This is a genomic window from Rhodococcus sp. JG-3 (assembly GCF_000482405.1).
GTDB classification, from domain to species: Bacteria; Actinomycetota; Actinomycetes; order Mycobacteriales; family Mycobacteriaceae; genus Rhodococcoides; species Rhodococcoides fascians.
Genome location: NZ_KI519398.1, coordinates 1741578 through 1762666, shown reverse-complemented (window position 1 = coordinate 1762666; position 21089 = coordinate 1741578). Strand labels below are relative to the sequence as shown.

The 21089-nt window shown below is 64.8% G+C and carries 20 protein-coding genes; 11 read left to right on the top strand and 9 right to left on the bottom strand.

Translation table 11 applies throughout. The features are described 5' to 3' along the window. The first annotated feature begins 6 nt into the window (after window positions 1–6). The 3 genes from mmsA (at window position 7) to K414_RS0109780 (ending at window position 3969) form a co-directional block, all read left to right on the top strand. Window positions 7–1545, top strand: coding sequence for a multiple monosaccharide ABC transporter ATP-binding protein (mmsA, locus tag K414_RS0109790; protein ID WP_027495783.1), 1539 nt, complete (start codon window positions 7–9; stop codon window positions 1543–1545). Further along, entirely contained in the window at window positions 1542–2870 is a 1329-nt protein-coding gene (gene mmsB / locus K414_RS0109785; protein WP_027495782.1) for a multiple monosaccharide ABC transporter permease, read from the top strand. Before mmsA ends, mmsB begins: the two co-directional genes overlap by 4 nt. Before the next feature lie 73 nt (window positions 2871–2943). Continuing rightward, entirely contained in the window at window positions 2944–3969 is a 1026-nt protein-coding gene (locus K414_RS0109780; RefSeq protein ID WP_027495781.1) for a LacI family DNA-binding transcriptional regulator, read from the top strand. Here K414_RS0109780 and K414_RS0109775 read toward each other — a convergent pair. Beyond that, window positions 3954–5525 carry a helix-turn-helix domain-containing protein gene (locus K414_RS0109775; protein ID WP_037219077.1) on the bottom strand — a complete coding sequence of 524 codons (1572 nt, stop codon included), beginning with the start codon at window positions 5523–5525 and terminating at the stop codon, window positions 3954–3956. The genes K414_RS0109780 and K414_RS0109775 overlap by 16 nt on opposite strands. A 100-nt stretch (window positions 5526–5625) precedes the next feature. Here K414_RS0109775 and pruA point away from each other — a divergent pair, with 100 nt between their 5' ends. From pruA to K414_RS0109755, 4 genes are all read left to right on the top strand, one after another. Then, window positions 5626–7275, top strand: a complete 1650-nt coding sequence (pruA, locus tag K414_RS0109770) for an L-glutamate gamma-semialdehyde dehydrogenase (protein WP_027495779.1) — start codon at window positions 5626–5628, stop codon at window positions 7273–7275. Next, entirely contained in the window at window positions 7272–8216 is a 945-nt protein-coding gene (locus tag K414_RS0109765) for a proline dehydrogenase family protein (RefSeq protein WP_027495778.1), read from the top strand. Before pruA ends, K414_RS0109765 begins: the two co-directional genes overlap by 4 nt. A gap of 63 nt (window positions 8217–8279) precedes the next feature. Further along, window positions 8280–10160 carry an HNH endonuclease signature motif containing protein gene (locus K414_RS28190; protein ID WP_051365045.1) on the top strand — a complete coding sequence of 627 codons (1881 nt, stop codon included), beginning with the start codon at window positions 8280–8282 and terminating at the stop codon, window positions 10158–10160. A gap of 213 nt (window positions 10161–10373) precedes the next feature. After that, window positions 10374–10562: a hypothetical protein gene (locus K414_RS0109755; protein ID WP_027495777.1), complete on the top strand. Its 189-nt coding sequence runs from the start codon at window positions 10374–10376 to the stop codon at window positions 10560–10562. A 143-nt stretch (window positions 10563–10705) separates the two neighbouring features. Here K414_RS0109755 and K414_RS26575 read toward each other — a convergent pair whose 3' ends face one another. Further along, entirely contained in the window at window positions 10706–11044 is a 339-nt protein-coding gene (locus tag K414_RS26575; protein ID WP_230073692.1) for an STAS domain-containing protein, read from the bottom strand. A gap of 280 nt (window positions 11045–11324) precedes the next feature. Continuing rightward, window positions 11325–11804: a MarR family winged helix-turn-helix transcriptional regulator gene (locus K414_RS0109745; RefSeq protein WP_027495775.1), complete on the bottom strand. Its 480-nt coding sequence runs from the start codon at window positions 11802–11804 to the stop codon at window positions 11325–11327. A gap of 147 nt (window positions 11805–11951) precedes the next feature. Between K414_RS0109745 and K414_RS0109740 the strand changes: the two genes are divergently transcribed. After that, window positions 11952–14006 (top strand): MMPL family transporter, encoded by a 2055-nt coding sequence (locus tag K414_RS0109740; RefSeq protein WP_230073745.1) that lies wholly within the window; start codon window positions 11952–11954, stop codon window positions 14004–14006. Further along, entirely contained in the window at window positions 14003–14632 is a 630-nt protein-coding gene (locus tag K414_RS0109735; RefSeq protein WP_081701575.1) for a lipocalin family protein, read from the top strand. Before K414_RS0109740 ends, K414_RS0109735 begins: the two co-directional genes overlap by 4 nt. A gap of 69 nt (window positions 14633–14701) precedes the next feature. Here K414_RS0109735 and K414_RS0109730 read toward each other — a convergent pair whose 3' ends face one another. Together K414_RS0109730 and K414_RS0109725 are read right to left on the bottom strand one after the other, a co-directional pair. Further along, the gene (locus K414_RS0109730) at window positions 14702–15280 is read right to left on the bottom strand and encodes an FKBP-type peptidyl-prolyl cis-trans isomerase (protein WP_027495772.1); all 579 of its coding nucleotides are present in this window, start codon (window positions 15278–15280) and stop codon (window positions 14702–14704) included. Between the two features lie 67 nt (window positions 15281–15347). Further along, a complete protein-coding gene (locus tag K414_RS0109725; RefSeq protein WP_027495771.1) occupies window positions 15348–16202 on the bottom strand; it encodes an SDR family oxidoreductase in 855 nt (284 codons plus the stop codon). Window positions 16203–16316: 114 nt separating this feature from the next. Here K414_RS0109725 and K414_RS0109720 point away from each other — a divergent pair, with 114 nt between their 5' ends. Further along, window positions 16317–16691, top strand: a complete 375-nt coding sequence (locus tag K414_RS0109720; RefSeq protein WP_027495770.1) for a helix-turn-helix domain-containing protein — start codon at window positions 16317–16319, stop codon at window positions 16689–16691. Here K414_RS0109720 and K414_RS0109715 read toward each other — a convergent pair whose 3' ends face one another. Then, complete coding sequence (locus tag K414_RS0109715; RefSeq protein ID WP_027495769.1) at window positions 16692–17042, bottom strand: VOC family protein; 351 nt, start codon at window positions 17040–17042, stop codon at window positions 16692–16694. It lies immediately after the preceding gene. 207 nt (window positions 17043–17249) lie between these two features. Between K414_RS0109715 and K414_RS0109710 the strand changes: the two genes are divergently transcribed. Beyond that, a complete protein-coding gene (locus tag K414_RS0109710; RefSeq protein WP_027495768.1) occupies window positions 17250–17729 on the top strand; it encodes a DUF6764 family protein in 480 nt (159 codons plus the stop codon). Between the two features lie 316 nt (window positions 17730–18045). Here K414_RS0109710 and K414_RS0109700 read toward each other — a convergent pair whose 3' ends face one another. The 3 genes from K414_RS0109700 to K414_RS0109690 form a co-directional block, all read right to left on the bottom strand. After that, the gene (locus K414_RS0109700; RefSeq protein WP_027495767.1) at window positions 18046–19065 is read right to left on the bottom strand and encodes a hemolysin family protein; all 1020 of its coding nucleotides are present in this window, start codon (window positions 19063–19065) and stop codon (window positions 18046–18048) included. Further along, the gene (locus K414_RS0109695) at window positions 19062–20468 is read right to left on the bottom strand and encodes a hemolysin family protein (protein WP_027495766.1); all 1407 of its coding nucleotides are present in this window, start codon (window positions 20466–20468) and stop codon (window positions 19062–19064) included. The genes K414_RS0109700 and K414_RS0109695 overlap by 4 nt, the downstream gene beginning before the upstream one ends. A gap of 120 nt (window positions 20469–20588) precedes the next feature. Further along, the gene (locus K414_RS0109690; protein WP_027495765.1) at window positions 20589–20981 is read right to left on the bottom strand and encodes a universal stress protein; all 393 of its coding nucleotides are present in this window, start codon (window positions 20979–20981) and stop codon (window positions 20589–20591) included. Window positions 20982–21089: the final 108 nt, after the last annotated feature.

The window sequence follows — 21089 nt, the reverse complement described above, 5'->3', positions numbered from 1 at the left end:
TCGGCGATGACGAGCCCGATTCTGGAGATGCGCGGCATCACCAAAACATTTCCCGGCGTCAAGGCGCTACAGGATGTCACTCTCTCGGTGAATCGCGGCGAGATCCACGCGATCTGCGGCGAGAACGGAGCAGGCAAGTCGACGCTCATGAAGGTGTTGTCGGGTGTGTACGCACACGACACATTCGACGGCGACATCGTGTTCGACGGTCGGGAGTGCATGTTCTCCGACATCCGGAGTAGCGAGGCCGAGGGCATCGTCATCATCCATCAGGAACTCGCACTGAGTCCGCATCTCTCCATTGCCGAGAACATCTTTCTCGGCAACGAGCGGTCCAAGCGCGGGTTCATCGACTGGAACCGAACGAATTCCGAGGCCGCAGCCCTACTGAACCGGGTAGGGCTGCGGGAGAATCCCGTCAACGTCGTGAGCGATCTCGGCGTCGGCAAGCAGCAACTCGTCGAGATCGCCAAGGCACTGTCCAAGGACGTGACCCTGCTGATTCTCGACGAACCCACTGCGGCACTCAACGATTCCGACTCCGCACATCTGCTGGATCTGTTGCGCGGTCTACGGGACGAGGGCATCACGTGCGTGATCATCTCGCACAAGCTCAACGAGATCGCGGCCATTGCCGACCGGACCACGATCATTCGGGACGGCAAGACCATCAAGACGCTGGACATGCGAGACCCGGACGTCACCGAGGATCGCATCATCTCGCTGATGGTCGGCCGCGATCTCGAGCACCGGTTTCCGCCCCACGAATCGACTGTGGGAGAGGAAGTTCTGCGGATCGAGGACTGGACCGTGCACAGTCCGACCCAGCAGGGCCGAACCGTCGTCGACAAGGCGAACCTCACGCTGCGGCGCGGTGAGATCGTCGGCCTCGCCGGATTGATGGGTGCCGGCCGTACCGAGTTGGCCATGAGCGTCTTCGGCCGAAGCTACGGGATCGACATCTCGGGACGGCTCTACAAGTACGGCAAGGAAATTCACGTCAAGTCCGTCAACGATGCCATCCATCACGGCATCGCGTACGCCACCGAGGATCGGAAACGGTACGGGCTGAACCTGATCGACGACATCAAGCGCAACATTTCCACCGCGGCGCTGGACAAGTTGGTGACGGGAGGCTTCGTCGACGCCAACCAGGAATACAAGGTCGCCGAGGGCTTCCGCAAGAGCATGAACATCAAGGCACCGAACGTCTCCGCCGTGGTCGGCAAACTCTCCGGCGGCAATCAGCAGAAAGTCGTGCTGAGCAAATGGATCTTCAGCGATCCCGACGTGCTCATCCTCGACGAACCGACGCGAGGAATCGACGTCGGCGCGAAATTCGAAATCTATTCGATCATCAACCAACTCGCCGACGCCGGAAAGGCAGTGCTGGTGATCTCGTCCGAACTTCCGGAACTTCTCGGTCTGTGCGACCGGATCTACGCGCTGTCCGCCGGCCGGATCACCGGTGAGGTCGACCGCGAGGACGCAACCCAGGAATCTCTCATGCATCTCATGACCCGTGGAACAGGAGTACTTCGATGAACCAGCTGTCGACCGTTCGGGGGCTGCTCACGCGAAACCTCCGACAGAGCGGAATCTTCATCGCGTTCGCGCTGATCATCGTGCTCTTCACCGTGCTGACCGGAGGTCAGCTGTTGGTGCCGCAGAACATCAGCAACATGGTGGTGCAGAACTCGTACATTCTCATTCTGGCCATCGGCATGGTCGTCATCATCATCGCCGGCCATATCGACCTGTCCGTCGGATCGGTGGTGGCGGCCACCGGAGCCATCGCCGGTGTCCTCATGGTCCAACAGAACGTACCGTGGCCACTGGCGGTGCTGATCACGTTGATCGTCGGCGGCCTGATCGGTGCCTGGCAGGGTTATTGGGTCGCGTACTTCGGCATTCCCGCGTTCATCGTCACCCTCGCCGGAATGCTCGTCTTCCGCGCGGTGACTCTCATCGTCCTCGGCAACCAGGGCATCGGGCCGTTCCCCGGACCGGTACGCACACTGTCCAACGGCTTCCTGCCCGGCTTCATGGGCAATGTGGGACTCGGGCCATTGGGTGGGGCGGACATCTTCACGTTGCTCGTCGCGATTCTCGCGGTCGCTGGAATCGTGTTCAGCCAGTGGCGTTCCCGAACGGGCCGGCAGAAGTACGGCCAGACCGTGGACGCGATGCCGCTGTTCCTGATCAAGATGGCGTTCGCCGCCGCTCTCGTGCTTGCGATCGCCGTCCAGTTGGCTCGTTTCAAGAACCTGCCGTACGTGCTGATCCTGCTCGCCGTGTTGGTCATGGGTTACTCGACGTTGGCCGGCAAGACCGTATTCGGTCGGCACGTGTACGCCATCGGCGGCAACATTCACGCCGCGTCCCTGTCCGGTATCAAGGTCAAGCCGGTCACGTTCTGGATCTTCGTCAACATGGGTGTCCTTTCGGCTCTGGCCGGAATCATCTTCGCCGGACGCCTCAACCAGGCCGGTCCTACTGCGGGCAACGGCTTCGAGCTCGACGCCATCGCGGCGGCGTTCATCGGTGGCGCAGCCGTACAGGGCGGCGTCGGCCGCATCGTCGGCGCGCTGACCGGTGGACTCATCATCGCCGTGATCAACAGCGGCATGTCGCTGATCGGATCACCCAGCGAGAGAGTGCAATTGGTGAAGGGTCTGGTGCTGCTCGCCGCCGTGGCGTTCGACATCTGGACCAAGCGTCGTGCGGCGAGCGGTAAGGGCGGCAAGGGAGACAAAGCCGCGTCTCCCACCAGTTACCTGGGCGTACCAGTACCCGCTGAGATGTTCTCCCCCGGCGAGCCCGGAAAGCCGGCACCGCCGACCTCTGCATCGATGACGAAAACGACGTGATCCGGGCGGTGACGCGCCGATCCGGTCCGGGCATGCTGAGATGGTGTTCGACCAGCGAAGGAGGATGCGTGCGATGACGCCGACCCGCGGACCGGCCATGACCGACGTCGCTCGGCTCGCGGGTGTGTCCCACCAGACCGTCTCTCGGGTCATCAACGGCCATCCCAACGTCACCGAGGCGACCAGAACGAGGGTCGAGCAGGCGATCGCGGAGCTCGGCTACCGGCCGAACACCGCAGCTCGCGCTCTGGTCACCGGCCGCAGCAGCACCATCGGGATCGTCGGCACCGGCAACGCTCTGTACGGGCCGGTGTCGACGCTCTACAGCGTCGAACAGGCCGCACGACAGGCCGGATACTCCGTCGTCGTCGGCGTCCCCACCTCGTTCGACGAGGTGGCGATCAGCACCTGCGTGCGCAGGTTGCAGAAGCAGGGCGTCGACGGCGTCGTCGTCATCGCGCCGTTGAGCACCGACGGCGGCGACATCGCCGAGTTGGCCGCCGAACTGCCACTGGTGGCCGTCGAAGGATCGCCGGAAGGCGATCTGGCGGTTGTCGCGGTCGATCAGGTCGCCGGCGCGCAATCCGCCACCACACATCTGCTCTCACTCGGTCACCGCGCCGTCTGGCACGTCGCAGGCCCCTCGGGGTGGTACGAGGCGGCCGATCGCGTCATCGGGTGGCGCTCGGCCCACGAGCAGGCCGGTGTCGAACCGCCACTCGTTCTCGCCGGCGACTGGACCGCGAAGTCCGGCTTCGAGGCCGGCTGCCGATTGGCCGAGAACCCGGATGTCACAGCGGTGTTCGCCGGAAACGATGCGATGGCTCTCGGGGTGTTGCGCGCCCTCGAAGTGCACGGCCGAAAAGTTCCGACGGACGTCAGCGTGGTCGGTTTCGACGACGTTCCCGACGCGGAGTTCTTCTCCCCTCCCCTGACGACGATCCGTCAGGAATTCAGCGAGGTCGGCATCCGCAGTGTCGAAATACTGTTGGCCCAAATCGATTCCGGCAACCGCAGCACCCGGCGCTCGCGCATCGAGCCGAGCCTGGTGATCCGGTCCAGCACTGCCGAGGCCCGTGACGCTCACATCCGTAGCTGAATCTCCACCAACAACCGCGCGTCCGGATCCGACAGATCCAACTCCAGAATCTGCTCGACGCGTCGGATGCGGTAACGCACCGTGTTCGGGTGGATGTGCAGCCTCTCCGCTGCGGCACGCACGTCACCGAAGCAGGCCAGGTACGTCTCGAGACTCTCTCGCATCGCGCCGTCGTGGGTGGCGTCGTACCGATCCAGCGCCGCGATCCGCGGGTCCCGTAACTGCTCGTGATTCGAGATGATGTCGACGATCTCGCCCAGCAGCACAGACGTTCTCGACTCTGCGAGCGTGGTGACCCGAACGTCGCCGGTGGTCGCGTCCAATACTCGGTCGACCTCGAACCGGGCTGCGGCCACCCCGTCGAGATCGGCGATCGGCGCGGCCACCGCAGCGCGCAAGCACAGTCCGGTTCGAGTCTCGATGCGCGACACGGCATCTGCGGTCCACACCGGAATCGCCGTCCCCGACGCAGCTCCGGAGAACAGTACGTAGATTCTCTCGCCGATGACGGTCACCAGCGAGTCTCGCCTGAATGCGCTGGCGTGCAACCGGATCGACGGAGCCAGACCGGTGATGTCGAATTCACCACAGGCGGCGAATCCGACGACCGCGGCCGTCCCCGTGGTCGGAATCGACAGCGCCGCGGCCAGCGACGGAATGTCCACGCCGCCACCCCGCGCGCCGAGCAGTCGCTGAATCTGCAGCGCCTCGTTGGTCGGGGCGTTCGCGATACGGGTGATCAGCCGGGCTGCGACCGCCGACGCTCCGCGCAACACCGCATCGGCGTCCACCGACAGCGGACGAGCTCCTTCCTGTACCCAGATCGTTCCCAGTGTTGTTGCTGCGCCGCTGATTCGACGTATTCCGACGGCAAGGCGTCGACGGATACCGAGTTCGGCATCGGCCGGCACGTCGATAACGTCGTCGGTACGGCGGAGTCGGTCGAACACCCCGCGCTCGTGCAGACGGCGAAGGTAGTCGGCCGGTCCTTCTCGCCCCAGGATCGACAGGGTCCGCAACTCGTCGGCCGAGTCGTCCGATGCCGAGTACGCCAATACGTGCGAGCGCTCGTCCTCGATGCTCACCATGCCCTTGGTCAAGGACGCAACCGTCTGCGCCAATTCGTACAGATCGGTGTCCGCTCCGAACAGCCCGTCCTCCGAGGCCGGTGCGCGTGACTGGTCCAGGACCCCGCGCATCGTCGACAGCAGCAGTTCCCAGCGGGTCTGGTGGTGTACCGCGACCAAGGCGATTCCGGTCTCTCGGGCGGCGTGGGCCAACGCGGTCGAGTCCGCCACCTTGGTCAGCACCGCAAGGGGCCTGTCGACCACCGGACGCAACGCCAGATCGTCGAACCACCGCAGCGCATCGGTCTCGGTGACGCCGACCAGCAGGGTCAGATCGGCAGCCGTTCCCGGTGGTCGACGAAGGTCGTCGCCGTCGAGCAGGGCCACGGACTCGACGGCGATCTCGGTTCCCGCCGGCGCGACCACGAGCTCGACCACGGCGCTGTGCAGCGACGTCAGCAGAGACCGCAGCGTCACAGTATTGGCCATGCGGACAAGTACACCACGAATTCTTTGGCCGATGAGCTGATTGAACGGGACGTCGAGGCGACTTCAATGAGCAGCACACACCCGAGTGCGAGGAGTCACCATGGACGCGGTCACATCAGTTCCCACCCCGGTCAACGAGCCGGTCAACACCTATGCCCCCGGAAGCGCCGAGCGCGCCAGGCTGCGCATCCGCTTGGACGAACTACGTGCGAACCCCGTCCGCATCCATCAGGTGATCGGCGGTGTCCACCGCGACGCCGCCGGCACCGATACCGATGTGGTCGAACCCCATAGGCACGCCTCGGTCATCGGTAGCTTCGCCGAGGCAACGCACCGGGACGTGCAGGACGCGATCTCCGCAGCGACCGCAGCTGCACCGGCCTGGCGCGATCTTCCGTTCGACGAGCGAGCTGCAGTGTTCCTGCGCGCGGCCGATCTGCTGTCGGGTCCGTGGCGCGAAAGGATCGCTGCCGCAACGATGCTCGGGCAGTCCAAGTCGGCCTACCAGGCCGAGATCGACGCACCGTGCGAGCTGATCGACTTCTGGCGGTTCAATGTCGCGTTCGCACGACAGATCCTCGCCGATCAGCCGGTGTCGGCCCCGGGCGTGTGGAATCGCGTCGAGTACCGCCCGCTCGAGGGTTTCGTCTACGCGATCACACCGTTCAACTTCACCGCCATCGCCGGCAACCTGCCCACAGCGCCTGCACTGATGGGCAACACGGTGCTGTGGAAGCCGTCTCCCACCCAGGCAGTTGCCGCGTACCTGACGCTGCAGCTCCTCGAGGCGGCAGGTCTGCCGCCGGGAGTGATCAACCTCGTCCTCGGCGACGGTCCGATGGTCTCCGAAGTAGCCCTGGCCGATCCACGCCTGGCGGGCATCCACTTCACCGGATCCACTGCGACCTTCCAGACGCTGTGGCGCGAGGTCGGCAACAACATCTCGAACTACCACTCCTACCCGCGGCTCGTCGGCGAGACCGGCGGCAAGGATTTCGTAGTCGCGCATAGCTCGGCCGATCCGGACGTGTTGACCACGGCCATGATTCGCGGTGCCTTCGACTTCCAGGGGCAGAAGTGCTCGGCCGCTTCGCGGGCATTCGTGCCGAAGTCGCTGTGGGCTCGCATGGGCGAGACGTTCATCGAGCAGGTGTCGGCCCTGAAGTACGGCGACGTCACCGACCTGTCGAACTACGGCGGTGCCGTCATCGACCGAAAGGCGTTCGACCGCAACGCAGCAGCGCTCGACCGCGCGAAATCCGTGACCGGCCTGACCATCGCCGCCGGTGGAACGTGCGACGACACGGAAGGGTACTTCGTTTCTCCCACGGTCCTTCTCGGCGACGATCCCACCGACGAAGCCTTCACCACCGAGTACTTCGGCCCCATTCTGGCCGTGCACGTCTACGACGACAACCGGCCCGACGCCTATGCCGACGTACTGCGCACCGTCGACACCGGATCGAAGTACGCACTGACCGGTGCCGTCATCGCCACCGATCGCACGGCCGTCGAGCAGGCCCATTCGGCACTGCGATTCGCCGCCGGAAACTTCTACGTCAACGACAAGCCCACCGGCGCGGTCGTCGGTCAGCAACCGTTCGGCGGAGCGCGTGCGTCGGGTACCAACGACAAGGCCGGCTCACCGCAGAACCTGTTGCGCTGGGCATCGGCACGCACGGTCAAGGAAACGTTCGTCCCGCCGACCGCACACGGCTACCCCCATCAGGAAGGCGAGGGCACACGATGACCACAGTGCTGAGCAACCCACTGCGGCCGGCTCTGCTGGCGGCCGCACGCTCACCGAAATTGCAGGCCACCGTGACGCGGCTGCGTGCCACCCGATCGCTCGTCGACCGCTTCGTCGCCGGTGAATCGGAGCCCGCCGTGGTCACCGCCGTCGATGCCCTGCTGGCGTCGGGACGATTCGTCTCGGTGGACTATCTGGGCGAGGACACCACCGACCGCGCGCAGGCGACAGCCACCGTTCAGTCGTACCTGTCACTGATACAACGCTTTTCGACGCGTAGTACCGCCGAGACCGCGCTCGAGGTATCGCTCAAACTCTCGGCCCTCGGTCAGGGAATCGACCGGACGCTGGCGCTCGAGAACGCGCGCGAAATCTGTACCGCGGCAACAGCGGCGGGAGTGTGGGTGACCGTCGACGCCGAGGACCACACCACCACCGACTCGACCCTGTCCATCGTGCGCGAACTGCGGCACGACTTTCCCGATCTCGGCACGGTGCTGCAGGCGTACCTGAAACGAACCGAGGCCGACTGCAGGGAGCTGTCCGGACCGAGATCTCGCATCCGCCTGTGCAAGGGCGCGTACAACGAGCCGGCGTCGGTGGCGTTCCAGGGTGCACGGGATGTGTCGGACTCCTACCTACGGTGCCTGGAAGTGCTGATGAACGGCAGCGGCTACCCCATGGTCGCCTCCCACGATCCCGAGATGATCGAGGCGGCGGAGCGACTCGCCGCGAACGCCGGACGGTCCGCAGCCGACTTCGAGTTTCAGATGCTGTTCGGAATCCGCGACCAGGAACAACGACGACTGGTCGACGCCGGCCAGCACGTGCGTGTCTACGTGCCCTACGGAGAGCAGTGGTACGGCTACTTCATGCGCAGACTCGCAGAGCGGCCGGCCAACCTCATGTTCTTCGCGCGGTCGCTGCTCTCTCGCAACTGACTTCACTCGGATCGGCGAACGTGTGTTCGAAAGTGTGTCGGTGGGTCGCGGTAGATTCTGTTCATGCTTTCGGGGGACGGCGGATCAGGGGTGGACGGCATCGAGACGGTGCCGCCTGCCCCTGACGTGTCCGACCCCGACTTGGCTGGGTTGGTCGACGCGGTGGAGTCGGCGGTCGCCGAGTTGGCGGGGCAGGCGTCGGTGGCATGGTCGAATGCCGACCGGCGTGCGGTGATCCAACGCATGGAAACTGTGTCGCGGTCTGTGACGGCGTATTCGCACACCTGGCTCAACGAGTTGATCGCACAGCACGGCCTCGATGTCTATCCGGGGTCAGTGCCGTGCTCGGTGGCGTGGATGCTGCGAATCACCCCACGAGCGGCCGGGGCGCGAGTGCGTCTGGCCGCCGAACTGGGTGATCGCACCGCACTGTCCGGCGAAATGCTGCCTCCCTTGTTGCCGCACACCGCTGCAGCGGTACGGGCAGGACTGATCGATGCCAAGCACGTGCAGATGATCCGCGAATTCTTCCGGCACCTACCCTCGAGTGTCGATCCGCAGACCCGAGATCGCGCCGAACAGCAATTGGTCGGTCTCGCCTCGACCCGACGGCCCGACGACTTCGCACCACTGGTCGCGCACCTGGACTCGATCCTCGACCCCGACGGCGACTTCGACGAGAACGAAGACGAAGACGAAGACAAGAACGCGAAGCCGAGGCCAAGGAAACGGGATGCGTTCTTCTACCTCGGTGAGCAGGGTTCCGACGGAATGTCCGAGGGAAAGTTCTGCGTCGACTCCGAACTACGGGCCTACCTCGAAGCCTTGTTCTCCAAAGCCGCGAAACCAGGAGTCAACAATCCTGCCGACCCGACATCGATCGTCCACGAGGATGAGACCACCGGCGACGAGGACGGCGGCGGGGACGGCGGCGGGAGTGGCAGTGCAGCTACGCCAAAGCCCGGGCCGATGCCCGACGAGGCAGGATCCAGCGATGCTCGATCGGGTGACGAATACCTGTGGGATGGGACGGACGACAACGGTGCCAACTTCTACGGTGACGACGACCGCAGTGGCGAAGACCGCAGTGGCGAAGACCGCGGTGAGGGTGAGTACACCGACAGCAGCGACTGTGGTTGCGGCACAACGCCACACAGCACGCCCAACACCAACGACACCAACGACACCACCGGCTCCGGCAGCGCTGCTGAACCCGGCGGCCACGCCGACGCCGACGCATCGGACACCGCTGCTCGCGACGCTGCCGCCGCACGGGATCGACGCACCCAGAACGAACGCCGCCACGACGCCCTGAAGATGGCGCTGAGGCACACCCTCGCCTCCGGCACCCTCGGCACCCACCGCGGCCTACCCGTCACCGCCATCGTCACCATGAGTTCGAAAGACCTCGACGCCGGCTGCGGCTACGCCATGACCGCCACCGGATCCCGCGTCTCGATCCGCGACGCCATCCGCATGGCATCGCACGCCCACCACTACCTCACCATCTTCGACGACAACGGCAGAGCCCTCTACCTCGGCCGATCCAAACGCATCGCCTCCGCCGACCAACGCATCGTCCTCATCGCCCGAGACAGGGGTTGCAGCTTCCCCTCCTGCACCCGCCCCGCGACCTGGTGCCAGTCACATCACCTCGACGACTGGGTCGAGGGCGGACCCACCGACATCGACTCCCTCACCTTCGCCTGCGACATGCACCACGCACTCGTCGGCACCGGCCCCGGAAAGTGGGCCACCACCAAAACCACAGCGCGACATCGCTATCCGGGCAGAACCCTGTGGCACCCACCAACCGGAATGGACCCCACACGCCGTGGGCTGATCAACCACGCACACCACCCAGAAGAAGTCCTCTACCCACCCGACCAGCACAACGACAACACCCGCGACACCGGCGACGAAGAACCACGACAACCCGCCTGACGACCCACACCACCACCACGGCACAGCTCTGCCTTCAACACAGCCTCGCCTCCCACACAGCCCGGCCCTCCCATACAGCCCGGCCGTCCCACACAGCCCGGCCCTCCCATACAGCCCGGCCGTCCCACACAGCCCGGCCTTCCGCTTTTCGTAGCGGCTGTCGCCTGTGATGCGGCTGGGTTAGGTTGCGCAACATCGGGGCACCCTCACCGCATGGCAAATTACAGAGTTATCGACCCGCACGGAACCGTCGTCGCCACCAAGGACATCACCAGTTCCGAGGACGCGCACGCCTGGTTCAAGGACAGCCGCGCCGACAACGAGGAGCTGGGCTGGCGCCTCGAAGTCGAGCACGACGGCGACTGGGCATTCTTCAGCGACTCGGAAGGCACCAAGGACTAGACCTTGTGCTTTCACACGACAATCGGGCGGTCCCAGTGATTCGCGGGACCGCCCGATCGTTGTGCGGGGGGACGGCAAACGACAGTGGGCAGCCCCTGTGCAGGAGCTGCCCACCTCTTGTCGCGGCGATGTCGCCGCCAGTTCTATTGGTCGGTCGTCGGTCGGGAGGTCGGAATCGTCGACTCGAGGTCGGCAACCTGCAGCAGGCGGGTCACCGATCGGCTTGCCACGATCGACCACGAAGCACCGATGCCAGCCGTGTATTCACGAACTGCATCGAAGACGGAGAGTCCGGCGATGCCGAAGAACTCGACATTGGACAGGTCGAGAGTCAGATGCCGTTTGCTGGACACGCGACTGCAGACGAAATCGGAGAACATCGGCGCGCTGAGCATGTCGATGTCGCCGTGGACGGCGACGACGAGTGAACCGTCGGTGCCGTCGTGCGCGGTGAAGATGGCTCCGGTTGCTGCAACGGACACGGACTTCTCCGCGACGCTCACCGAAGTGGTTCGAACTTTGTTGCCTCGTGATTCAACACTCATGGCAGATCCCATCGATCGGTCGAACTGAAGGGGAAACCGATCTACGCAACGGGAGCAGAATTCTTCGCCTGACCCGGGCGCACACTTCGCTGCGTTTCCCCGTGACCGGCTGTTAGCTCAACCACGGCCAACCCTACGGCACCGGCACGCTCGGAGTCCAGCATTGGCACAATGCGGGCCCCCACCAGCGGTTCGAACATCCCGATGCGAACGCGGGCTACGTGCGGGTGCTGTTTCCCAGCTCGGCGTGATGCTCGCGCATGGCTCCGATGAGCGCTTCGAACACTCGGTGGGCAGCGTCGAGATCCGAATCCGGTAGGTCCTCGAGCGCAGCGCTGGTGCGCGCTCCCAGTGGTCCGAAGAACCCGCGAGCAACCTCCATACCGTGCTCGTCGTAGCGAAGTATGACTTTACGTCGGTCCGACGCGTCGGATTCGCGTCGAATATGACCGGACGCGATCATCCGCTCCACCAGATACGTCATCGCCGCGGACGACAGTCCGAGCATCGTGCCGAGCTCACCCGCGGTGAGGGGCGCGCCCTCGACGTCGGCGACCATCACATGCAGCAGAGCGCGAAAGTCGTTGGGCCGCAAGCTGTGCAACGCACCGAATACCTGACCGATCTGTTCCGACACCGATGACAGCGCCCGAAGGTCCGCCGATATCGCGGATTCGAGGTGGTTTCGGTCGGTCATGGCGGTGGTAACTCCTTCGCTGCGGTCATGGTCAGACTACTGCCCGCAAGAGATTCAGTTGCTTAATATCTAAGTAAATGAGATTGTTTCTTCGTGGACAGCACCCGTACCGAGACCACCGCAGCCTGGGACCGCATCGCCGCGGCCGTGACGCATCGTCGATCGTGGGCGCTCGCCCTCGCCATTCTTATTCTCTCGATTGCCGTGATCGGGCTCGTCGGTAGCAACGATTCTGCCGGTCAGTCGCCGAACTCCTTGCCGACATCCGCCGAGTCGTACCAGGTGGACGAGCTGCTCTCCCAGTTCCCGGACTCCGACACCGCACCGGTGATCCTCGTTCTGAGCCGCGTCGATGGCGGTGACCTGACCCCGGCCGATATCGAGGCAGCCGCTGCTGCGCAGGCCAGGCTGCTCACCGTCGACCGGTCGGTGACCGACGAACCTGGACCCCCTCCGATCGTCGCACCGGACGGGAAGGCCGCAATCGCGTTCGTTCAGGTGAACTCGGAACTGTCCGGCTTCACCCTGAACGACCTGATCACAAGCCTCCGATCCGCGGCGACGGTCGGCCTACCGTCCGATCTCAACGCCCAGGTCACCGGCGGGCCGGCATTCGGAGCGGACATCGCCAACTCGTTCTCCGGGGCCAATTTCACGTTGCTCGCCGTCACCGCACTCGTGGTGGCAGTGCTCCTCATCGCCACTTATCGATCGCCCATTCTGTGGTTGGTTCCGCTTGCCGTCATCGGTTTCGCCGATCGGTTCGCCTCCACCGTCGGCACGGCCCTCGCCGAGGCGACCGGGCTGTCGTTCGACGGCTCGACCTCGGGGATCACCAGCGTGCTCGTGTTCGGCGCAGGCACCAATTACGCCCTGCTGCTGATCTCTCGTTACCGCGAGGAACTCCGCCGCGAGTCCGATCACCGGCTCGCGTTGCGCCACGCCGTCCGGAACGCGGGACCGGCCATCCTCGCCAGCAATGCCACCGTTGTCCTCGCACTGCTGACTCTGTTGCTGGCCATCCTCCCCAGCACTCGCAGCTTGGGAGCGCTGGCCGCGGCCGGCCTCGTCGTCGCATCGGTGTTCGTGCTGTTCGTACTGCCTCCGTTGTTGGCACTGTGCGGCCCGAAGTTGTTCTGGCCCTTCGTCCCCAAGCCGTCCGATCGCGATACCACCACCGAGGGCGTCTGGCATTCGGTGGCCGCCGGTGTCGCTCGTCGTCCGGTGGCGACCGCCTCCATCACCATCGCCGTATTGCTCGCCTGCTGCGCGGCCTTGGTCGGCACACAGATCGGGCTGTCGCAGACCGAGCAATTCCGGGTGACCGCCGAATCCGTCGAAGGATTCGACACTCTCTCGCAACACTTTCCGGCCGGATCCGCAGACCCGATCACGGTTCTCGCACCCACCTCGGATATCGACGGCGTCGTCGCCACCGTCCGGGACGTCGACGGCGTCGTCTCGGTGGATCGGGTCGCTGATTCCGGTACCGGACTGACCCGGCTGTCGGTGGTCACCGACGCTGCCCCCGCCTCCGACGAATCGTTCACCGTCGTCGAGAACCTTCGGTCCACCCTTGCGGGTGTCGACGACGCACGAGTCGGCGGCAGCGACGCCAAAGCACTCGACACCACCGACGCTGCCGCCCGCGATCGGCTCGTGGTGATCCCGGCGATCCTGGCGGTCGTTCTACTCGTGCTGTTGATACTGCTTCGCGCCGTCGTCGCACCGCTGATTCTCGTCGCCACCACGGTCCTGAGTGCCGTGGCCGCCATCGGTATCGGTAGCTGGGTGAGCCTGCACGTCTTCGGCTTTCCCGCGCTCGACGACAACACTCCCCTGTTCGCGTTCCTGTTTCTCGTCGCCCTCGGTGTCGACTACACCATCTTTCTGGTCACCCGGACCCGGGAGGAGACGGTTCGGCACGGCACCAGATCTGCGATCGTGCGGGCGGTCTCGGCCACCGGCGGCGTCATCACCAGCGCGGGAATCGTTCTGGCAGCAGTGTTCTGCGTCCTCGGCGTCCTCCCGCTGATCACCCTCACCCAGTTGGGAATCATCGTCGGCCTGGGCATTCTGCTCGACACCTTCGTGGTACGCACCGTCGTGATTCCCGCCCTGTTCACCCTCATCGGCCCGGGGATTTGGTGGCCGAGCACGATCGACAACGAGACGACCGCAACCAAGGAGCGAAATTCATGAAGGTACGTACGATGTTGAGCCGCACCGCAATTGCAGGAGCAGTCGCAGCAGGCGCCCTGCTCGGCGCGGCCCCGGCGCAAGCGCAACCGGTCGGCCCTTTGGGGTCGGTCGGTCTCGATCCACTGGCTCCGATCCCGTCACTCGATGTCGAACGGTACCTGGGCACCTGGAACCAGGTTGCCGCGGTGCCGCAGCCGTTCAACCTGATCTGCGCCCGTGACACGCAGGCGAACTACCAGATAATCGACGAATTCAACATTCGCGTCGAGAACACCTGCACCACCTGGACCGGCGGCGAGAACCGCATCGTCGGCAATGCTCGGGTCAACGACACCGTCACCAAAGCCCAACTGCACGTGAGCTTCCCGGGCGTCCCCACGCAGGAGAGCCAGGAGGGGCCGACCAACTACATCGTGGCCTACATCGCAGACGACTACTCGTGGGCCTTCGTCGGAAGCCCCAACCGCACGTCCGGATTCGTGCTCAAGCGCACGCCCGACGTCAGCGTCGAGCAGTTCCGCGAGATCCGCAGCGTCGTCGAATCGCTGGGTTACGACTCCAACTTCATCACCACGACGCCCACCCCGGGCGGCGCGACGACGATTCAGCAGCTTTCGACCGTGTAGTGCGGCGGAGCCGCAGTGGCGTGGTTATGTGCCGCAGAGGGCTTAAAACCACGCCACTGCCGGAGGCACTCAGCTCGCGGACAGGATCGAGATAGCGAAGATCAGGCTGTCGCCCTGCTCGATTCCGGCTGCCGGATTGCCGGTCGCGTAACCGTCGGCCGACGTCACCGCTACGGCGACGGTCGAGCCGACGGTCTGTCCGGCGATGGCTTTCTGGAAGCCCGCCACCACGCCGGTCAGTGGGAACTCGACCGGTGCGCCGCGCTCGAAACTGCTGTCGAACGTCGATCCGTCGCGTCCGTTGACGCCCAGGTAGCAGACGGACACGTTCGCGTCGTCGGCGACGATCGGGCCGTCCCCGGCCTTCAGCGTTTTCACCTGCGTCTCGGCGACGCTGAACGGGGCTTCGACGTCGACGGCCGGGGCCGCTGTATCCGTCGATCCGGTGACGGCGATGCTGCCGGTGTCGCCTGCCAGTGTCCACTCCGGGGTGGCCGACGGGTCGGGTGTGCCCGTGGGGCAGCTACTCGAAGCCGTCGCATCGGTGGAGGACGTCGCCGAGGACGTCGTCTGCGTCGTCCCGGAATCCGAGTCGGAACTGCATGCACCCGTCAACAGGACGAGTGAGGTGGTGGCGGCCAGGAACAGGGTGCGGGTCGAGGTGAGTTTCACGGGGCCCACGCTACAAGTGGCATACGGGGCCCCGTGTATCCCGTCAGATCGCGGAGCGGAACACCTCGGCGACCGGGGTGGACGCGCGGCCGATCAATGCCTGCAGGTCACCGGAATCGGTGTCGAGTTCCCCGCGGGAGATACCGGCATCCGCGCTCGCCAGCATGGTCGCCACGAAATCGGGCAGTCCTGCGCCCTGCAGAATCGAGGCGTACTCCGACTCGGTGACATCCTTGTAGACGACCGGCTTCCCGGAGATGCCGGCGAGAACGTCCGCGAGTTCGGCATAGGTCAGGCGCTCGTCCCCGCCGAGCTCGTAGATCTTCCCGCCCTGGTTCTCGAGAGTCAGCACAGCCGCGGCAGCGGCGGCGTAGTCGGCGCGAGAGGCAGCGGCGATCTTGCCGTTCCCGCCTGCACCCAGCCACACTCCGCTGTCGATGGCCTGGCCGAGCGAGCCCAGGTAGTTCTCCCAGTACCAGCCGTTACGCAGAAACACAGCGGGAATCGGCGAGGCCGTCAATCGCTCTTCGGTGGCCTTGTGCTCCGGCGCAAGGCTGATGCCGGAGGTGTCGGCAGCGAGCACGCTCGTGTATGCGACGAGGCTCACCCCGGCTGCCTCGGCGGCGTCGATGACGTTGTTGTGCTGAGCAATTCGCTGGCCGACCTCCGATCCCGAGATCAACAGCACCTTCTCGACACCCGCGAACGCAGACGTCAGCGCGTCGGTGTCGCTGTAGTCGGCCACCCGTACCACCACACCGCGCTCGGCGAGTGCGGCCGCCTTGTCGGCGTTGCGTACGACGGCGACGATGTCGGCAGGCGCGACGCCGCGATCGATGAGTGCGGCGACGACGAGCCCGCCGAGATTGCCTGTCGCTCCGGTGATGGCTGTGGTCATGGAAAACGCTCCCGAGGTTGAAGTATCAAGTTCCGTTTCATCATGCACTTACTTTTCGTGCAGTGCAACATCAGAATTTAGCGCTGCCGGTACGGCCTGCGCTAACATGGAGAAATGTCCGAGGCCGTCGAATCTCTCGAAGCATCCGTCTTCGCACGGGAATGCGGGTCACGGCAGACGCTGCAGAACGCGACGAGCAGGTGGGGAGTGCTCGTCCTGGCGGCCCTCACCGAGAGCGACTACCGATTCAATGCCCTGCGCCGACGCGTCGACGGCGTCAGCGAGCGAATGTTGGCACAGACGCTGCAGACCCTCGAACGCGACGGCCTCATCGTGCGTACCGTGCTCGAGACCATCCCGCCCAAGGTCGAATACAGCCTCACCCCGCTCGGACGTGAGGTCGGATCACGGTTGACCGACCTCATCGAACTGATCGAGGGCTCGATGCCTGCCGTACTCGAAGCACGCGCCGAGCACGACGCCCGCTAGTCAGCTGAGGGGCGTCACCAGACACCATTCGTTGCCCTCGGGGTCGAGTAGCACCTGGAACGACCCGGCCGCAGTGGTGTGCCGGTCCCCCACCGCCGTCGCACCCAGACCTACTGCCTGCTCGACGGCAACGTCGATGCTGGGAACGTCCACGTCGAGATGTAGTCGATTCTTGCCGGACTTACCCTCGGGCACTCGCTGGAACGCCATCCGGGTGAACCCGGGAACATCGACGAAATGCCACGAGTCGTCGCGCACGACGGGCTGACCACCGAGCACGCCCGCCCAGAATCGGGCCAGCACAGCCGGTTCCGTGCAGTCGAATACGACCTCGTCGATACGTCCGATCATGGAGCCATCGTAAGCACCGAGGGTGGGGGAACGCTGTTTACCGCGCTGTGATCATACCGAGATGCACTCGTGACCATGCGGATCTCTGAGCGCGTCGCTACGGGGTAACACTCGAGGAAGGTCGTCGGGGCGCACGAGCATGTCGATCCGGCAACCGCAGGAGCGCGGCACGCCCGGTGCCTGCGCCAAATCTTGGAGGCATCGACCATGTTCCATACCAAGAGAATTCTCGGCGGAGCGGCAGCATTCGGATTCGCCTGTACCTTCGCGACCCTGGTGCCCGGCACGGCCTCGGCCGCACCGGTTGTCTGCACCACGGCACCCGGAGGGGCCGACGTCGCCGCGCTCGTCGGAGGTTCACAGTGCGACAGCTCCGCAGACGGCGCAAGTGCCGCAGCAGGAGTCGGCCTCGAGGGATGGGGCTCGGCGGAGGCGATGAACAACGCGGCGGCACTGGCCCTCGGTCTCAACGGCGGAACTGCCGTCAGCAACGCCGGTTTCGGCGGCGCGCCTGCTGCGATCGCCTTCGGTCCCGGTGCCATCGCACAGAACACTGCGGCCGGCCTCGGACTGTCGATCGCCGTGGCTGCGCCGGGCTCGACGATCACCCTCACCCCCGAGGGTGCCGTCTGCAACGGTGCCGGCTTCGCCGGAAGCTTCACCACCCTGCAGGGCTGCATCGGCTGATGCCCGTCGTCGTCGGGGTGAAACACGACTTGCGCAGGCCATATCAGTGCCGCCGGGCCCAGGTTGATCTACAGTCTCACTGACTACAGTCTCGGTACGCGAGCCGGTGACGGCCCGCTGAACAAGGAGTTCGACGGCAATGATGTCCTACCTGCTCTACGACGTTCTGCTCCCCCAACTCGGCCACGATGTCGCGTCGTATTGGGCACACCTTCTGGTCATCGCCCCGATCTGACATTCGGACCCGGTGCGTACGAAAAATCCCCGCTCGGCCGCGTTGGCCGGGCGGGGATGATTCGTATGGGGTGACCGAAGATCAGACGGGCTCGGGCAGCAGCCGCGTCAACACATCCGACAGGGTGACAACGCCGATCGTGCGCGCACTGTCACCCGCCTCGGCCGACGGTTCGACGACCAGCGCCAGATGATGTCGGGTCTCGCGCATCGACTGCAGGGCGACGTAGACCGGTGTCGTCCGATCCAGCGTGTAGGCCGGGCGGGTGATCTCGGCGAGATACTCCGGCTCGGTCAACGTATCCCTCACGTGTACAACACCTTTCACTACCTCGTCGTCACTGACGAGTATGCGCAGATGGCCGCTGACCCGAGACGCCTCCCGCACGTCGTCGATCGACGCCGACGACGGTACCGACGTCGGCGCGCCACTTCCGGCCACCAGGTCACCGACGGTGAGATCCTGCAATTCCAATGCCCCGGATATCTGCGCCTGGTAACTCGCGTCCAGGGCTCCCACGTTGACCGAGTGCTCGACGAGCTGACGCAGGTCGTCTGCGTTCTGCCCGGTGCCGACGGTGTCGGCCGGCTCGACGCCCACCTTGCGTAGGCACCAGTTCGCCATGTTGTTCAAGGCCGTCAGCACCGGACGCGTGAGAAACATGAACGCGCGCATGGGGATTGCGAGCATCGTTGCCGACTTCTCGGGATGCGCGATGGCCCAGGACTTAGGAGCCATCTCGCCGACGACCAAGTGCAGGAACGTGACGATGATCAGGGCCAGGACGAAGCCGAGGACGTCCGCGAACCAGTAGGGCAGGCCGATGCTCTCGAACAGCGGCGTGAGCCAGTAGTGCACGGCCGGCTTGGTGGTCGCGCCGAGCGCGAGGGTGCAGACGGTGATACCGAGCTGCGATCCGGCGAGTAGCACCGTCAGTTCCGAGGAGCTGCGCAGAGCAGCCCGCGCCGCCCGCGAGTTGGGGGCAGCGTCCTCGAGGCGATGCCGTTTGGCCGCAAGAAGTGCGAACTCCACGGCAACGAAGAAGGCGCTCGCAGCGATCAGACCGATGGTGACGGCCAGAAAGACCCAGAGGTTGCTCATCGGTGCGCTCCTGCAGTATCGGACTCGGCCGAATTCTCGTCGTGCTCGGTTGTCCGCTCGTCGATGGTGAGGGTCAGTAGTGACGGCACGTGACTGTCGATCTCCTGCACCTCGATCGTGACGAATCGAATCGGCGTTTCGTCGTCGTTGGCGAGGTCCGCGTTGTCCGGCGGAAGATCGACCTCGATTCGGGTCCCGATATCGGGTAGCGAACCATGATGGGCGATGGCGAATCCCGCGATGGTCTCGTAGTCACCGTCGGGGAGGTCGACGCCGATGGCGCGCTCGACCTCGTCGACGTGCACCTCCCCTGCCATCGTCCAGCTGCCGTCGTCGGCGCTGACCGGGCTCGGGTCGAGTACGCCGTCGTCGTGCTCGTCGGTGATCTCGCCGACGAGCTCTTCGGCCAGGTCCTCGATGGTGATCACTCCGGTGAGACCGCCGTATTCGTCGATGACACAGGCCAATTGGTTCCGTGTCGCCCGCAGCTCGCGCATCGCGTCGGGCAGGCTCTGCATCTCGGGAAGGATCAGCGCATCGCGGGTGAGGTCTGCGATGGGGGTCGAATCCGGAGCGGTGGAGGCCAACACGTCGTGCAGATGCACCACACCCACGATTCCGTCGTCCTCGTCGAGCACAGGGTATCGAGAATGTTCCTGGCCCATCAGTGTTTTCACCTCACCGAGGGTGTCGGTGTCGCGGACCGTCGCCGCACGTGAACGCGGGATCATGGCGTGTTCGACGTTGCGCGTGGGGAAGTCGAGAATGCGATCGAGCAGCGTCGACAGCTCGTCGGGCAGATCCCCGGTCTCCCGCGAGTCCGACACGATGTGCTCGAGGTCGCGTGGGCTGGCCGAATGTTCCACATCGTGCACCGGCTCGATCTTGAGTGCTTTGAGCAACAGGTTCGACGACTGGTCGAAAATGGTGATGAGCCAACCGAAGAGCTTGAGATAGATGGTCGTCGACAGCGAGAGCCATCGAGCCACGGGCTCGGGGCGGGCGATGGCGAAGTTCTTCGGAAACAGTTCACCGAAGAGCATCTGTACGAACGTCGCGAACGTGATCGCCAGAACGGCACCGAGGCCGACACCGACTGCTGTCGGAACACCGACGCCGCCCAGTATCGCTCCGAACGACTGCCCGATCAGCGGTTCGGCGACGTAGCCGACAAGCAGGCCGGTGACCGTGATACCCAGCTGTGCACCCGAGAGCATGAACGAGGTCCGCTTGGTGACGGTCAGCGTGCGAGCTGCGACGGCGTCGCCGGCCTCGGCACGCGCCTTGAGCCGGGACCGGTCGACGGTCATGTACGCGAATTCCTGCGCAACGAAGTAACCGGTTGCGACGGTGATGAGAAAAACGACGAGCAGGCCGAGCAGAAGAGTGAGCAGAACGCTCATTCGCCGGACACCGCCTCGCACGTAGTAGCTGTAGTGCGGGGAGCCGTGTCCGGCCCGGGTTTATCGCTGTCCATGATTCCTCGAGGTCGAGTGGTGGGATATTTGTCCGATACTACCGGGTCACGGCGCTTTCACGACGAGGACGGGGACCGGGCTGTCCAACAGAACGCGCTGCACCGTGCTGCCCATCAGGAATTTGCCGACCGCCGATCTGCGCTTGGACCCGATGACGAGCATCCCCGCACCGACGTCGGCGACGAGATCGACCAGTGCGCCGGCCGGGTCGCCGCCATCCGGTTCGACGCGCACAGTCGTCGCAGTTCCGGGGAGAGTCCGCTCCACCTCGGCCTGCGCCGCGCTACGGTCTTCCGCCGATACGGAATCGCGGTCCACCACGGACAATACGATCAGCTCGGTCCGACGCAGCTCTGCCTCTGCGGCACCGCGTCGCAACGCTTCCTGGCCCTCGGGGGTGTTGCTCATCGCTACTGCCACTGCGCTCGCTAATGACACGGTCTCTCCCGTTGCTCGAATCCACCGAAGATCGACCTCGATGTTGTGAACTGGACTAATCAGACAAACTGTATCTAACCTGACGCTGTGACACACCACACGAAAGGT